The sequence below is a fragment of the Rhizobacter sp. Root1238 genome (genome assembly GCF_001425825.1).
GTDB lineage: Bacteria > Pseudomonadota > Gammaproteobacteria > Burkholderiales > Burkholderiaceae_C > Rhizobacter.
This window is the reverse complement of the sequence record NZ_LMDM01000027.1, coordinates 15,907-30,827: the sequence shown is the minus strand read 5'-3', so window position 1 is coordinate 30,827 and position 14,921 is coordinate 15,907. Positions and strand designations below refer to the sequence as shown.

Sequence of the window (14,921 nt, the reverse complement as noted above, 5' to 3'; positions counted from 1 at the left end):
ATGGACCACGCGCACATCGGCCGGGCCTCCCGGATGTGCCTTTCCGCCATTGAGTCCCCGGGCAGGCCCGCCAAGACTGGAGCGACAAGAAACAGGAGACACCCATGAGACAGCCCCGGTCCGGCCATCGGCTTCTGCCACTGTTCGTCCTGTCCCTGCTGCTGGCGGGATGCGGCGGCGGAGACAGCGGCGGCGGTGGAGACGCGCCCCCGCCTCCGTCGTCCACGCCGCTCAGTTGCGCGCAGCTCGAAGGCACCGCCATCCCCGCCGGCGCGATCGGCCTGCCGACCGCCGGCGCCAGCGTCGTTTCGGCCACCGTCGTCGCCCCCAGCGGCACCGCGCCGAAGGCGATTCCCGAGCACTGCCTCGTCGTCGCGAAGATCTCGCCGGTCGATCCTGCCGCACCCGACATCCGCTTCAACCTCGCGCTGCCCACCACCTGGAACCACAAGGCGGTGATGTTCGGCGGCGGCGGTTTCGACGGCAGCATCCCCCCGGTCACCGGCAACGTGCCGGTCGGCCCCACCGACCAGCCCAACCCGCTGGGCCGCGGGTATGCCACCTTCGCCAGCGACTCCGGCCACCAGGCCAACGCGTTCGGCTCGCAGGACGGCTCGTTCGCGCTCAACGACGAAGCGGCAGCCAACTTCGGCGGCGACGCGATCAAGAAGACCCGCGACGCGGCCACGTTCCTGATCAAGGCGCGCTATGCGGTCGCGTCGATCGGCAAGGCCTACTTCGCCGGCGGCTCCACCGGCGGGCGCGAGGCGCTTGCCGCCATCACCCGCTGGCCCGCCGACTGGGACGGCGCGATCTCGCTGTACCCGGCCTGGAACGACGCCGCCGCGCTGCTGCACGGCCAGCGCGTCAGCCGCGCCCTCTCGAAGCCGGGCGCCTACCCGAGCCCCGCGAAGCGCGCGCTGGTCTACGCCGCGGCGATGCAGGCCTGCGACGGCCTTGACGGCGTGGTCGACGGCCTCATCAGCAACCAGCAGCGCTGCAACGCGGTGTTCGACCCGGCGACCGCCAGCGCGAACGGCAACCCGCTGCGCTGCCCCGATGGCGCGGAGGCCGGCGACAGCTGCCTGTCCGATGCGCAGATCACCGCGCTGAAGGTGATGAACACCGACTCGCACTTCAACTTCGCGGTGGCCAGCGGCGAGACGCACTACCCCGGCTCCAACGTCTGGGGCGCCGACCTCGGCATCACCACCAACCCGTCGCCGCTGCAGCCGACGGTCACCTTCCTGGCGCTGGGCACCGCGGCGCCGGCGATGCCGATGCCGCGCAATTCGCCGTACATCGGCACCTTGCTCGACCAGTGGATCAAGTACTCGGTGACGCGCGATGCCGGCTACGACTCGCTGTCCTTCGACCCGGAAAACCCCGGCCCGTGGGCCGGCCGCGTCAGCCAGCTGAGCACGCTGCTCGACACCCGCGTCGACCTCGACGCGTTCGCGGCCAGGGGCGGCAAGCTGCTGCTGGCGCATGGCGTGGCCGACATCCTGGTCAGCACCCGCGCCACCGAGGAGTACTACCAGCGCCTGCAGGCCCGCATGGGCCCGTCGGAAGTCGACACCTTCGTGCGCTACTACGAGATCCCCGGGCTCGGCCATGCGGTCAGCACGGCCTTCAATGCCGCGTGGGATTCGTTGACCGCGCTCGAGCACTGGGCCGAGGACGGCACGGCCCCGAGCGCCCCGGTGGTGGCCGACACCGCCGGCGTGCCCGGCCGCACCCGGCCGCTGTGCGACTACCCTGCCTGGCCGCGCTACAACGGCACCGGAGACGTCAACATGGCTGCCTCGTTCACCTGTGCCAACCGCGAGGCCGCCTCGCCGACGCAGCGCAGCACATCGCTCGGCGACGTGATCGGCACCGACCACTCCGCCAGCAGCGGCACCTACGCCTGGAAGGGCATCCCGTATGCGAAGGCGCCGGTCGGCGAGCTGCGCTGGAAGGCGCCGGCCGAGCCCGACGCCTGGACGTCGCCGAAAGCCACGCAGCAGTTCGGCAATGCCTGTGCATCGTTCGGCCGCCTGTACGGCCCCGGCTCGAACAACAGGTACGACGCCACCATCGGCACCACCATCGGCCAGCCGGTCGGATCCGAAGACTGCCTCTACCTGAACATCTGGCGCCCGACCACCGGCGCGACGAACCTGCCGGTGATCGTGTTCGTGCACGGCGGCAGCAACGTCACCGGCTACACCGCCGACCCGGTCTACGACGGCGCGGCGCTGGCCCGCACCGCCAACGCGGTGGTCGTCACGGTGAACTACCGGCTCGGCCTGCTCGGCTTCATCAACCTGGCGCAGCTGAAGACCGGCGACGCGCTCGACGATTCCGGCAACTTCGCGCTGCTCGACATCGTGCAGGCGCTGAAGTTCGTCAACCGCAACGTCGCGGCCTTCGGCGGCAACCCGGGCAACGTCACGCTGATGGGCCAGTCGGCGGGCGCGGTCAACGTCTATGCGCTGATGACCTCGCCGCTCGTCGTGCAGGCGAATCCGGCGCTGGTGCATCGCGTGCTGCCGATCAGCGGCGGCATCTCGCGGGCCAGCGAGCTGCCGGCCGGCAGCGTCGCGACGCTGGCGTCGCCGACGGACTTCCGCAACCAGGCCGATTTCCTGGTCGCGAACCTGGTGCTCGCCGACGGGCTGGCCGCCGACCTGACCGCGGCCTACGGCTACGTCGCGTCGCGCACGCCGGAGCAGGTCGCGAGCTACCTTCGCGGCAAGAGCGCCGCAGCCATCATCAACACGGTGACCGGCAAGCTCGCACCGGTGGGCGCCTCCGGCTCCGGGCCGATCGCCGACGGCAACGTGCTGCCGGTCAGCCCGATCGCGGCGATCCAGGCCGGCCAGTACCTGAAGGTGCCGGTGCTCGCCGGCAACACCCGCGACGAAGGCAAGCTGTTCCCGACGCTGCTGCCGCTGGCCGGCGGCACCGGCAGCGGCCGCCTGCTCGACGATCCGTCGGTCTTCGCGATGGCCTTCAACTACCAGCCCAACGGCCCGGCGACGACGACGCTCGCGCAGTGGATCCCGCCGTCGTACCTGCCGATGGATGCGCCGGTCACCGGCTTCACCGCGCGCTCCGACCAGTTGAACAGGATCTTCTTCCTGAACAGCCGCGACAGCGTGCTGGCCGCGCTGCAGTCGCAGCAGAACCCGATCTGGTACTACCGCTTCGACTGGGACGAGATGCCGGCGCCGTTCAACGAGATCTACGGCGCGGCGCATGCGTTCGACCTGCCGTTCGCGTTCGGCAACTTCGGGCCGTCGCTGTATGCCAACTTCGCGAACACCACCGCCAACGCGCCGGGCCGGCTGGCGCTGTCGGACGCGATGATGCGCAGCATCGGCGCGTTCGCGCGCAACGGCGACCCGAACAACACCGCGCTGGGCCTGCCCTGGCCGCAGTGGCCGGCGACGCTGGTGTTCGACGCCTCGCCGGCCGCGAAGCAGATCAGCGTGCAATGACGGGTGGGGGCGCCCTCAGGCCGAGGGCGCGCTCAGGTGCCACAGCCGCAGCGCGATGTGGATCTCCAGCGCGCGCGAGGCCTGGCCCCAGTGCCCGAGCAGCGTCTCGATGGTGGCCAGGCGCTGCCGCACCGTGTTGACGTGGATGCCCAGGCGCTGCGCGGTGGTCTTCGCGTTCTGGTTGTGGTCGAAGTAGCACAGCAGGGTCGGCGCCAGTTCGGCGCTGCGCTTGCGGTCCAGCGAGATCAGCGGGCCGATGGTGGCCTGCAGGAAGCTGTCGAGGCTGCCGTGGTCGTGGGTCTCGAACAGCGTGGAGTACAGCGCCAGTTCGTTCTGGTTGACGATCTGGCCCTGCACGCCGATGCGCCGCAGCACCGGCAGTGCGCGGCCCAGCGTCGCGTACAGCGCCGGGACCTCGGCCGGCCCGCCGATCGGGCGCGACAGCACGCCGCGGTGCGTGGCGCGAAGCTCGCCGCGCGCCCACGCCGAGACGGCCTGTCGCGCGTCGAGCGCGCCGGTGGCGCCGCACAGGATCACCAGCGTGCCGTCGAGGTCGTCGACCAGCGCATTGGCCAGCGGTCGCGTCGTCCTGAAACGCCGCGCGGCATACCCGGCGCTCGGGCCGTCCACCTCCACCAGCATCAGCGCCAGCGGGCGCGACAGGTCCACGCCGTGGTGATCGGCACGGCCCATCAGCTCGGTCAGCTCGCCCTGGCGCGGCCACACCAGCGAACGCAGCAGGTCCGACGCGTCGTGGCTCTTCGACGCTTCGAGGCGCTGGCGCGACAGCAGCACGACGCCGATCACGCTCGCGCTGCGCTCGAAGGTGCGGATCGCGATCTCTTCCAGCGTGCCGCCGTGGAACAGCAGCGCGGCGCCGAGCAGGTCGTCGCCGCCGATCACCGGCATCACGCGGCAGGATTCGTCGTCCTGCTGCCAGGCCAGCACCGAGCGCCCGGTCTCGCGACTCTGGCGCAGCGCGCGCGCCACCTCGGCGCTGCGCGGGCCGTGCGGCGCGTGGGCTGAAGCGCCGGGGCCCGCATACCCCGGTGCCGCTGCCGCGCTGACCGCCTGCGAGGCCTCGTCCAGCACCAGCACGCTGCCGCCCAGCAGGCGCGCGACCGATTCGCACAGCGTCGACAGCGACGCGCCGCGCGCCAGCAGCGAGGTCAGCTGCTCGTGCGCATCGGTCGCGGCCTGGATGCTGCGCACATGCCGTTCCAGCTCGGCACGGGCCTGGTCCGCATCGCGCAGCGCCGCGTTGGCGCGTTCGAAATCGCGGGCGTTCTTCAGCGCCACCGCGCCGTGCGTGGCCAGCGTGCACAGGATCGCGATGCTCTGCGCGGTGTGCAGCCGGTGGTAGCGGTCGGCGACGAACAACAGCCCGGTCACCTCGCCGTCCCAGACCAGCGGCACGCCCACCAGCGCCGCGATGCCTTCGTCCTGGAACGCGGCGTCGAGCGCGGCGTCGTGCTCGAAGCGCGCATCGTGCAGGTAGTCGGGCGTCATGAAGGGCAGGCGCGTCGACATCACGACGCTGGCCACGCCGCGGTCGTGCCGCGCCACCATGCCGGAGGTGGTCTGCTGCATCGCGCCGTCGGCGGCCAGCACGTGGAACTCGCCGCGGTTGGTGTCGTAGATCGACAGCCACGCGATGTCGGAGCCCAGCAGGTTGCGCGCACGCTGCACCAGCGCCGCGAGCAGGCTCTGCAGGTCGAGCCGGCTCGACAGGGCCTGCGCCGAATCGATCACCGCCAGCATGCCGCGCTCGCGCTGCTGCTGCAGTTCGAGCCGGTTGCGGATGGCCATCGCCATGCGCACCGTCTCGGCCAGCATGGACTTGGCCGCGATGTCGTCCGGCAGCGCCTCGACCTCGGCCAGGCGGCGTGCGAAATCGTCGGCCGGCGCGCCCTGGTGGAGCAGGTGGATCAGCTCCGCGACCCGCTGGCCGGTGCCGTCGACGAAGGGCGGGGCAACGCTCCTCATGGCTTGTCTCCTGGGTACTGCATGTGCGCGGTGGTCGGCGTCGGTGTGCGCAGAGGCTACCAGAGGGGCGTGCGCCGAACCGGGGCCGCCGCGGGCCGCGAAAGACACTGAATCCGGCCGCAAGGTGTGCGCGCCGCACATAGGCCGCGGGCCGCATCGCCCGGAGACTGCCGTCATTCACGCACGGAGCGCACAGCGCGCACAGAGGACCTGCATGCCCCTTCTCGATTCGCTTCGACCCGCGCCGAACCTGCGCGTCCTCGTGACGGCCGGTGCGAACGGCATCGGTGCCGCGATCGCGCGGGGCTTCCACGAGGCGGGGGCGCGGGTGCATGTCTGCGACATCGACCGCAGCGCGCTGGACCGCCTGTCGACCGAGCTGCCCGGTGTCACTGGCAGCATGGCCGACGCGTCGGTGCCGGCCGATGTCGACCTGGTGTTCGACGACGTGCAGGGCGCATTCGGCGGGCTCGACGTGCTGGTCAACAACGCCGGCATCGCCGGACCCACCGGCGCCATCGAGGACATCGACGGCCCCGGCTGGGAGCGCACGATCGCCGTCAACCTGAACAGCCAGTACTACTTCGCGCGGCGCGCGGTGCCGATGCTGAAGCGCTCGGCGGCCGGCCCCTGCCTGATCTCGATGGCCTCGGTCGCGGGCCGGCTCGGCTACCCGTACCGCACGCCGTATGCCGCCAGCAAGTGGGCCATCGTCGGCCTGACCAAGTCGCTGGCGGTCGAGCTCGGGCTGCACGACATCCGCGTCAACGCGATCCTGCCCGGCACCGTCGAGGGCGAGCGCATGAACGGCGTGATCGCGGCGCGCGCGGCGTCGACCGGCCTCGGTGTCGACGAGATGCGCCAGCAGTACCTCAACAAGATCTCGCTGCGCCGCATGGTGAGCGCCGACGACGTGGCGGCACTGGCGCTGTTCCTGTGTTCGCCCGCGGCCCGGAACATGACGGGCCAGGCCATCAGCATCGACGGCAACGTCGAGTACCTCTGAAAAACTCCAGGAGACAAAAGATGAACGCCGTTCGAATCGCAAGCCTTCCGATGCTCGCGCTGCTGGCCGTCGCCGCGCACGCCGCCCCGGTCAAGATCGGCGTGCTGGAGACGCTGTCCGGCCCGCAGGCCTCGACCGGCCAGGCCTATCGCGCCGCGGTGCGCTACGCGGTCGACAAGCTGAATGCGGCCGGCGGCTGGAACGGCCAGCCGGTGCAGCTGCTGGAGTACGACAACCAGGGCGGCCCGGCCGGTGCCTCCGACAAGCTGAAGGCCGCGGCCGCCGACGGCGTGCAGATCGTCGTGCAGGGCGGCTCGTCGGCGATCGGCGGCCAGATCACCGAAGACGTGCGCAAGCACAACCTGCGCAACCCGGGCAAGGAGATCGTCTACATCAACGTCGGTGCCGAGGCGCTGGAGCTGACCGGCGAGAAGTGCAACTTCCACCACTTCCGCTTCGCCGGCAACGCGCAGGTGCGCACCAAGGCGCTGGTGCAGGCAATGAAGCAGGGGCAGGCGCTGGGCACCAAGGTCTACGCGATCAACCAGAACTACTCGTGGGGCCAGGACATGGAGCGCGCCATCGTCGACAACGCCGGCGCCGGCGGCTATCAGGTCGTCGAGAAGACGCTGCACGACGTCAACAAGATCCAGGACTTCGCGCCCTACGTCGCGAAGATCGGCGCGTCGGGCGCCGACACGGTGATCACCGGCAACTGGTCGAACGACCTGCTGCTGATGATGAAGGCATCGAAGGCGGCCGGGCTGAAGGTGCGCTTCGGCACGGTGTACCTCGACCAGGTGGGCAACATCGCGAATGCCGGCGAGCAGGCGGTGGGTCATTTCGTCGTGCAGGCCTTCAACGCCGAGGCCGCCGGCGCGGACGGCGACCGCTTCATGGCCGATTACAAGGCGAAGAGCGGCCACTGGCCGGTCGCGACCGAGCCGCAGACGGTGTTCGGGCTGGAGATGGTGGCCGATGCGCTGAAGCGCACGAAGCCGGTGAACGACTCGCTCGACGTCAACGCGCTCGCACGCGCGCTGGAGACCACGCGGCTCAAGACGCCGATGGGCGAGGCCAGCATGCGCGCGAGCGACCACCAGGTGCTGCTGCCGCTGGTGGTGTCGGTGGTGGCCCGCGACGCGAAGTACAAGGCCGACGACACCGAGCTGGGCTTCAAGCCGGTGAAGGTCTTCAGCGCCGAGCAGGCTGCGGTGCCGGCGCAGGCCGCCTGCAAGATGCAGCGCCCCGGCTGAGGCGATGGGACACGCGGTGGACACCCTCGTCTTTTCACTGCTGAACGGCACGGTCTACGGCCTGCTGCTGTTCATGGTCTCGGCCGGGCTGACGCTGGTGTTCGGGATGATGGGCGTGCTGAACTTCGCCCATGCCTCGTTCTACATGCTCGGCGCGTATTTCGCGTACACGCTGCAGGGCCTCGTCGGCTTCGGCCCGGCGGTGGTGGCGGCCACGCTGCTGTCGGGCGCGGTCGGCGTCGTGGTCGAACGCTGGTTCCTGCGGCGCGTGCACCACCACGGCCACGCGCACGAACTGCTGCTGACCTTCGGGCTGTCGTTCATCATCGCCGAGGCGATCAAGCTGTTCTTCGGCAACCACCCGGTGGACTACCGCATTCCGCCGGCGCTCGACGTCGCCGCGTTCACGCTCGGCCGCCAGCAGTACCCGGCCTACCGCGTGCTGATGGCGGTGGTGGCGCTGGCGATGTTCGGCGTGCTGTGGCTGCTGCTGACGCGCACGCGCATCGGCATCGTCGTGCGGGCGGCCATCCACAAGCCGCGCATGGCGCAGGCGCTGGGCCACAACGTGCAGCTGGTGTTCATGGGCGTGTTCGGCGTCGGCGCGGCGCTGGCCGGCCTGGCCGGCGCGATCGCCGGCGCGTTCTACACCACCAACCCGAACATGGCGCTCGAAGTCGGCGTGATGGCCTTCGTCGTCGTGGTCGTCGGTGGGCTGGGCTCGCTCGGCGGCGCGATGCTGGCGTCGCTGCTGATCGGCATCGTCACCTCGCTGGCGGTGGGGGTGGACCGCAGCCTCGCCGACCTGCTGGCCGTCGTCGGCGCCGGCGCGTGGGCCGAAGGCATCGGCGGCTTGCTGACGCTGAAGCTGTCGAGCCTCGCCGCCACGCTGCCGTTCGCGTTGATGCTGCTGATCCTGCTGGTCCGCCCGGGCGGGCTGATGGGCGAGAAGGCCTGACGCGATGCGCACGACCCTTCCACTTCCCGTCGTCCTCCTGATGGCCGGCGTCGCGCTGCTGGTGGCGCTGCCCGCGCTGCTGCCCGCCGGGCTGCTGATCGCGTCGATCCAGATGCTGGTCGCGGCGCTGTTCGCCAGCGCCTACGGCATGCTCAGCGGCCGCGCCGGCATGCTGTCGTTCGGGCATGCGGCCTACTTCGGCATCGGCGCGTTCGCGACGGTGCATGCGATGAATGCGCTCGGCGGCAGCGGGCTGCTGCCGACGCCACTGATGCCGCTGGTCGGCGCCGCGGCCGGCCTGGCCGTCGGCATCGTCGCCGGCTGGTTCGCGACGCAGCGCAGCGGCACCAGCTTCGCGATGATCACGCTGGCCATCGCCGAGCTGCTGCACGCGCTGGCCCCGCAGCTGAAGGGCCTGTTCGGCGGCGAGTCCGGCCTGTCGACGATGCGGGCGCCGGCCTGGGGCCTCGGCTTCGGATCGACGGTGCAGGTCTACTACCTGACCCTCGCGTGGGTGCTGCTGTGCCTCGGGCTGCTGTACTTCCACAGCCGCACGCCGGCCGGCCGCCTGATGCTCGCGCTGCGCGAGAACGGGCACCGGCTGCGCTTCCTCGGCTACGACGTGCACGGCCTCGGCGTGTCGGCCTTCGCGATCTCGGCGATGTTCTCCGGCGTGGCCGGCGCGCTGCAGGCGCTGGGCAACGAGGCCGCGAACTACGCGGTGTTCGATGCCGGCGTGTCGGCCGGCGTGGTGCTGAACAGCACCATCGGCGGGGTCGGCAGCTTCCCCTGCCCGGCACTCGGCGCCGCGCTGATGACCTTCTTCGGCTACGCGGCGTCCGACGCCACGCAGTCGTGGCTGCTGTACCAGGGCGTGCTGTTCGTGCTGGTGATGATGTTCGCGCCGGCGGGCCTGGCCGGGCTGGTCACCGCGGGTGCGCGCCTGGTCGAGCGGCGGGGCTGGCGGACGGCGGCATCGGTCGCGCTGCTGGCGGCCGGCGCGACCGTGCTGCTGGGCGCGGGCGGCGTGTTCATCGTCGAGATGCTGCAGCGGCTGTGCTCGCAGGACTACCGCGCGCTGGCGCAAGCGGCCGCGGAGCTGCCGGCGGTCCGCCTGCTGGAGCGGCCCTGGTCGCCGACGGCGCTGTCGACGTGGATGCTGCCGGCGGGCCTGCTCGCGTGCGGCAGCTGGCTGGCCGTCCTCGCACGGCGCCGCGTCGGGAGCGCGACGTGACGAACGACCGCACCGCCATCCCGATCCTCAGCCTGCGCGGCCTGCGCAAGTCCTTCGGCGCGGCCGAGATCATCCGCGGCGTCGACCTCGACCTGCGCGCCGGTGAACGCCACGCGCTGATCGGGCCGAACGGCGCCGGCAAGTCGACGCTGTTCCACCTGATCTCCGGCAACCTGCGGCCGAGCGCCGGCGAGATCGTGCTCGACGGCCAGCCGATCGGCGGCTGGACGCCGGAGCGCGTCAACCGCCGCGGGCTGGCCCGCTCGTTCCAGATCACCAACATCTTTCCGAAGCTGAGCGTGTTCGAGAACGTGCGCATCGCGGTGATGCAGCGTCACCGGCTGCAGTACAAGCTCTGGCGCCGCATCGAGCGGCTGCCAGCCCTGCGCGAAGAGACCGAGCGGCTGCTGGAGCGGGTGCGACTGCAGCACCAGGCCGCGACGCTCGGCGGCGAGATGACCTACTCGGCGCAGCGCTCGCTCGAACTCGCGATGACGCTGGCCTCGGACCCGCAGGTGGTGCTGCTCGACGAACCGATGGCCGGCATGTCGAGCGAAGAGACGCAGTACACCGCCGAGCTGATCCGCGAGGTCACGGCCGGCCGCACGCTGCTGCTGGTGGAGCACGACATGGACGTGGTGTTCTCGCTCGGCGAGCGCGTCAGCGTGCTGGTCTACGGCCAGGTCATCGCGACCGGCACGCCGGACGAGATCCGCCGGCACGACGGCGTGCGCGAAGCCTACCTGGGCGAGGAGCACGCCGCATGAACGCCGTCGTTCAACCCCTGCTGCGCGTGGACGGCCTGCAGGCGCACTACGGCAAGAGCCATGTGCTGCGCGGCGTGACGCTGCAGGTCGGCCGCGGCGAGGTCGTCAGCCTGCTGGGCCGCAACGGCTCGGGCCGCTCGACGACGCTGAAGGCGATGATGGGCCTGGTGCCGCCGAGCGCCGGCCGGGTCGAACTCGGCGGCCGCGCGTTGGCCGGCGCGCCGCCGCATGCCATCTGCCGCGCCGGGCTGGCCTATGTGCCGGAGGAACGCGAGGTGTTCGCGAACCTCACCGTCGACGAGAACCTGCGCATGGGCCAGCAGCCGCCGGTGGCCGGCGCGGTGCGCTGGAGCATCGCGCAGATGTTCGACTACTTCCCGCGCCTGAAGGAGCGCCGCGGCACCAAGGCCGGCAGCCTGTCGGGCGGCGAGCAGCAGATGCTGACGATGTGCCGCTCGCTGCTCGGCAACCCGCTGGCGATCCTGATCGACGAGCCGACCGAGGGCCTGGCGCCGAAGATCGTCGCGCAGGTCGCCGAGTGCATCGAGGACATGCGGCGGCAGGGCGTCTCGGTGGTGCTGGTGGAGCAGAAGCTCGCGATCGCGCTGAAGGTCTCGACCCGCGTCTGCGTGATGGGCCACGGCCACATCGTCTTCGAAGGCAGCCCGGCGCAACTGCTGGCCGACCGCGAGATGCAGCAGCAGTGGCTCGCGGTCTGACTCAACCCACCTCAGGAGATCCCGTGGCAACCCCCCCAGACAAGGTCATCATCAGCTGCGCCGTGACCGGCTCGGTGCACACGCCGACGATGTCGCCGCACCTGCCGCTGACGCCGGACCAGATCGCCGAGCAGGCCATCGAGGCCGCCGAGGCCGGCGCGGCCATCCTGCACCTGCATGCGCGCGACCCGCGCGATGGCCGGCCGACGCCGGACCCGAAGGTGTTCGACCAGTTCGTGCCGCGCATCCGGGCCGCGACCGATGCGGTGATCAACATCACCACCGGCGGCAGCACGCGCATGACGCTGCAGGAGCGCCTGGCCTACCCGTTGCAGGCCCGGCCGGAGATGTGCTCGCTGAACATGGGCTCGATGAACTTCTCGATCCACCCGATGGCGCGCAAGGTCGGCGCGTGGCGCCACGAGTGGGAGAAGCCGCACGTCGAGGGCATGGAAGACCTGATCTTCCGCAACACCTTCGCCGACATCAAGCACATCCTGAAGGTGCTGGGGGAGGACGCCGGCACTCGCTTCGAGTTCGAGTGCTACGACGTCGGCCACCTCTACACGCTGGCGCACTTCGTCGACGAAGGGCTGGTCGACGGACCGCTGTTCATCCAGAGCATCTTCGGCATCCTCGGTGGCGTGGGGGCCGACCCGGAGAACCTGTTCACGATGCGCGCGACGGCCGACCGGCTGTTCGGCCGCAAGCACTACCGCTTCTCGGTGCTGGGCGCCGGCCGCCACCAGATGCCGCTGCTGACGATGGCCGCGGTGATGGGCGGCAACGTGCGCGTCGGCCTGGAAGACAGCCTGTACCTGGAGCGCGGCCGGCTGGCGCGCTCGTGCGCCGAGCAGGTGCGCAAGATCCGCCGCATCCTGGAGGAGCTGTCGCTCGACGTCGCGACGCCGGCCGAGGTGCGCACGATGCTGGCGCTGAAGGGCAGCGACGCCACGTCGATCTGAATCACCCGCAACCAACCCCGAAGGGACCCATGAAGAAGCGTTTGCAAGACAAGGTGGCCATCGTGACCGGCGCCGGCGGCGGGCTCGGGCGCACGCATGCGCTGGAGCTCGCCCGCCACGGCGCGCGGGTGGTCGTCAACGACCTCGCGGGGCGCGACGACGGCGCCGCGGCGCAGGCGGTGGCCGACGAGATCCGGCGGCGCGGCGGCGAGGCGCTGGTGCAGCTCGGCGACGTGACGGCGCTCGCCGACATGCAGGCGATGGCCGACGCCGCGGTGGCCCGGTGGGGGCGCATCGACATCCTGGTGAACAACGCCGGCATCCTGCGCGACAAGAGCTTCGCGAAGATGTCGCTCGACGACTTCAGGCTGGTGCTGGACGTGCACCTGATGGGCGCCGTCAACGCGACCAAGGCGGTGTGGGCGCAGATGCAGGCGCAGCGCTACGGCCGCATCGTGATGACGACCTCGTCCAGCGGCCTGTACGGCAACTTCGGCCAGTCGAACTACGGCGCGGCGAAGATGGCGCTGGTGGGCTTGATGCAGACGCTGGCGCTGGAAGGCGCGAAGTACGGCGTGCAGGTGAACTGCCTGGCGCCGACGGCCGCGACGGCGATGACCGAAGGCGTGCTGCCGCCGGACGCACTGGCCCGGCTGACCGCGGAGCGCGTCAGCCCGGCGCTGCTCGCGCTGGTGGGCGACGAGGCGCCATCGCGCATGATCCTGCTGGCGGGGGCCGGCAGCTTCGAGAGCGCGAACATCACGATGACGCAGGGCGTCTACCTGGACGATGCGCACGACGTGGCCGAGCGGCTGTGCGAGCGGCTCGGCGAAGTCACCGCGCGCGCCGACGAGATCGTGCCGGCGTCGGGCTGGGAGCAGTACCGGCTGGAGCTGGCGAAGGGGGTGGCCGTCCGGCAGTGATCGCACCGGTCGGCGTTGACGTGGCACGGGCACCACGGGCACCGCGGGCACAATCCCCGCTCCGACGATGGAGCACGCGAACGATGACCGAGCATGCAGTGGTGATCGCCGGCGGGGGCCCGACCGGGCTGATGCTGGCAGGCGAGCTGGCGCTGGCCGGCGTGGACGTCGTGGTCGTCGAGCGCCGGCCCGACCAGCAACTCTCCGGCACGCGTGCGCAGGGCATCTCCGCGCGCACGATCGAGGTCCTCGACCAGCGCGGCATCGCGGACCGGTTCCTGGCGGCGGGGCAGGTCGCGCAGCTCACCGGCTTCGCCGTCACCCGCCTGGACATCAGCGACTTCCCGACCCGCCACCCCTATGGGCTGGCGCTGCGTCAGAAGCACATCGAGCGCCTGCTCGCCGACTGGGTCACCGAGCTTGGGGTGCCGATCCTCTATGGCCACGACATCACCGGCTTCGTGCAGCACGACGCCGCGGTCGACGTCGCGCTGGCGGACGGCCGGTCGCTGCGGGCGCAGTATCTCGTCGGATGCGACGGCGGGCGCAGCCTCGTGCGCAAGATCGCCGGCATCGACTTCCCCGGCTGGGATGCGACCACCAGCAACCTCCTCGCCGAAGTCGAGATGACGGAAACGCCGCCGTACGGGGTGCACCGGTCGCCGGCGGGCACGCATGCCTTCGGCCGCTCGGAGTACGAGCTGAAGGATGGCCAGATCCACTACAAGGAGGTCGGCCCGATCGGGGTCATGGTCACCGAAGCGGATGCCAATGCCCGCACCGAGCCGACGCTGCGCGACCTGAAGGAACGGCTCGTCGCGGCGTGCGGCACCGACTACGGCGTGCACAGCCCGACCTGGATTTCCAGGTTCACCGACATGACGCGGCAGGCCGCGGCCTATCGCAGCGCACGCGTGCTGCTCGCCGGCGATGCCGCGCACATCCACTCGCCGATTGGCGGACTGGGGCTCAACACCGGCCTGCAGGATGCGGTGAACCTCGGCTGGAAGCTGGCGCAGGTGGTCCGGGGCACGTCCCCGGACAGCCTGCTCGACACCTATCACGCCGAGCGCCATCCCGTGGGTGCGCGCGTGCTCAGGGCCACGATGGCGCAGGTGGCGCTGCACCGCGAGGACGCGCGCTCGCTGGCGGCGCGCGCGATCGTCGGCGAGCTCCTCGCGATGGACGAGCCGCGCCGGCGGATCGCCGCCGAGATGTCCGGCCTGGACATCCGCTATGACCTCGGCAACGGCCATCCGCTGCTCGGGCGCCGCATGCCCGACCTCGACCTGGTCACCGCGGCCGGCCCGCGGCGGGTCTTCACGCTGCTGCACGGGGCCCGGCCGGTGTTGCTCAACCTCGGCGAGCCCGGGCGTCTCGACATCGCTGCGTGGGCCAAGCGGGTGCAACGGGTCGACGCGACGCACGCCGGGCCGTGGGAGCTTCCGGTCCTTGGGCGTGTCGCGGCGCCGGGCGCGGTGTTGATCCGGCCCGACGGCCATGTGGCCTGGGTTGGTGACGCCTCCAACGACGCCTCCAACGACACCTCCAGCGACGGCCTCGCCGACGCGCTGACCACCTGGTTCGGGCCGCCTTCGCCGCCGCCGTTGAATTTCTGACAT

The 14,921-nt window shown here is 71.1% G+C and carries 11 protein-coding genes and 1 pseudogene; 11 read left to right on the top strand and 1 reads right to left on the bottom strand.

Annotation, left to right across the window (positions count from 1 at the left end):
* Window positions 1-104 precede the first annotated feature (104 nt).
* Window positions 105-1,820: pseudogene (locus tag ASC98_RS31805) on the top strand (tannase/feruloyl esterase family alpha/beta hydrolase); the annotation flags it as partial.
* Window positions 1,797-3,485 carry a carboxylesterase/lipase family protein gene (locus ASC98_RS31800; protein ID WP_235581336.1) on the top strand — a complete coding sequence of 563 codons (1,689 nt, stop codon included), beginning with the start codon at window positions 1,797-1,799 and terminating at the stop codon, window positions 3,483-3,485. The pseudogene ASC98_RS31805 and the gene ASC98_RS31800, both read left to right, overlap by 24 nt.
* Window positions 3,486-3,500: 15 nt before the next feature.
* Here ASC98_RS31800 and ASC98_RS20150 read toward each other — a convergent pair whose 3' ends face one another.
* Entirely contained in the window at window positions 3,501-5,471 is a 1,971-nt protein-coding gene (locus ASC98_RS20150) for a helix-turn-helix domain-containing protein (protein ID WP_056812366.1), read from the bottom strand.
* 214 nt (window positions 5,472-5,685) lie between these two features.
* Here ASC98_RS20150 and ASC98_RS20145 point away from each other — a divergent pair, with 214 nt between their 5' ends.
* The 9 genes from ASC98_RS20145 (at window position 5,686) to ASC98_RS20105 (ending at window position 14,918) form a co-directional block, all read left to right on the top strand.
* Window positions 5,686-6,477 carry an SDR family oxidoreductase gene (locus tag ASC98_RS20145; protein ID WP_056812363.1) on the top strand — a complete coding sequence of 264 codons (792 nt, stop codon included), beginning with the start codon at window positions 5,686-5,688 and terminating at the stop codon, window positions 6,475-6,477.
* A gap of 20 nt (window positions 6,478-6,497) precedes the next feature.
* Window positions 6,498-7,733 carry a branched-chain amino acid ABC transporter substrate-binding protein gene (locus tag ASC98_RS20140; protein ID WP_056812360.1) on the top strand — a complete coding sequence of 412 codons (1,236 nt, stop codon included), beginning with the start codon at window positions 6,498-6,500 and terminating at the stop codon, window positions 7,731-7,733.
* Between the two features lie 4 nt (window positions 7,734-7,737).
* Window positions 7,738-8,691, top strand: a complete 954-nt coding sequence (locus ASC98_RS20135; RefSeq protein WP_082542345.1) for a branched-chain amino acid ABC transporter permease — start codon at window positions 7,738-7,740, stop codon at window positions 8,689-8,691.
* Between the two features lie 4 nt (window positions 8,692-8,695).
* A complete protein-coding gene (locus ASC98_RS20130) occupies window positions 8,696-9,925 on the top strand; it encodes a branched-chain amino acid ABC transporter permease (protein WP_056812357.1) in 1,230 nt (409 codons plus the stop codon).
* Window positions 9,922-10,692, top strand: a complete 771-nt coding sequence (locus tag ASC98_RS20125) for an ABC transporter ATP-binding protein (RefSeq protein ID WP_235581331.1) — start codon at window positions 9,922-9,924, stop codon at window positions 10,690-10,692. The genes ASC98_RS20130 and ASC98_RS20125 overlap by 4 nt, the downstream gene beginning before the upstream one ends.
* Window positions 10,689-11,411 (top strand): ABC transporter ATP-binding protein, encoded by a 723-nt coding sequence (locus tag ASC98_RS20120; protein WP_056812355.1) that lies wholly within the window; start codon window positions 10,689-10,691, stop codon window positions 11,409-11,411. Before ASC98_RS20125 ends, ASC98_RS20120 begins: the two co-directional genes overlap by 4 nt.
* 23 nt (window positions 11,412-11,434) lie before the next feature.
* Window positions 11,435-12,376, top strand: a complete 942-nt coding sequence (locus ASC98_RS20115; RefSeq protein WP_056812351.1) for a 3-keto-5-aminohexanoate cleavage protein — start codon at window positions 11,435-11,437, stop codon at window positions 12,374-12,376.
* 29 nt (window positions 12,377-12,405) lie between these two features.
* Entirely contained in the window at window positions 12,406-13,299 is an 894-nt protein-coding gene (locus tag ASC98_RS20110) for an SDR family NAD(P)-dependent oxidoreductase (protein WP_056812347.1), read from the top strand.
* 83 nt (window positions 13,300-13,382) lie between these two features.
* Window positions 13,383-14,918, top strand: a complete 1,536-nt coding sequence (locus ASC98_RS20105; RefSeq protein ID WP_056812344.1) for an FAD-dependent monooxygenase — start codon at window positions 13,383-13,385, stop codon at window positions 14,916-14,918.
* Window positions 14,919-14,921: the final 3 nt, after the last annotated feature.

What these genes read in the sequence shown, in the direction of transcription:
- ASC98_RS31800 (WP_235581336.1), top strand. Translation starts at nt 1,797, where the DNA reads ATGGCTGCCTCGTTCACCTGTGCCAACCGCGAGGCCGCCTCGCCGACG.
- ASC98_RS20150 (WP_056812366.1), bottom strand. Translation starts at nt 5,471, where the DNA reads ATGAGGAGCGTTGCCCCGCCCTTCGTCGACGGCACCGGCCAGCGGGTC.
- ASC98_RS20145 (WP_056812363.1), top strand. Translation starts at nt 5,686, where the DNA reads ATGCCCCTTCTCGATTCGCTTCGACCCGCGCCGAACCTGCGCGTCCTC.
- ASC98_RS20140 (WP_056812360.1), top strand. Translation starts at nt 6,498, where the DNA reads ATGAACGCCGTTCGAATCGCAAGCCTTCCGATGCTCGCGCTGCTGGCC.
- ASC98_RS20135 (WP_082542345.1), top strand. Translation starts at nt 7,738, where the DNA reads ATGGGACACGCGGTGGACACCCTCGTCTTTTCACTGCTGAACGGCACG.
- ASC98_RS20130 (WP_056812357.1), top strand. Translation starts at nt 8,696, where the DNA reads ATGCGCACGACCCTTCCACTTCCCGTCGTCCTCCTGATGGCCGGCGTC.
- ASC98_RS20120 (WP_056812355.1), top strand. Translation starts at nt 10,689, where the DNA reads ATGAACGCCGTCGTTCAACCCCTGCTGCGCGTGGACGGCCTGCAGGCG.
- ASC98_RS20110 (WP_056812347.1), top strand. Translation starts at nt 12,406, where the DNA reads ATGAAGAAGCGTTTGCAAGACAAGGTGGCCATCGTGACCGGCGCCGGC.
- ASC98_RS20105 (WP_056812344.1), top strand. Translation starts at nt 13,383, where the DNA reads ATGACCGAGCATGCAGTGGTGATCGCCGGCGGGGGCCCGACCGGGCTG.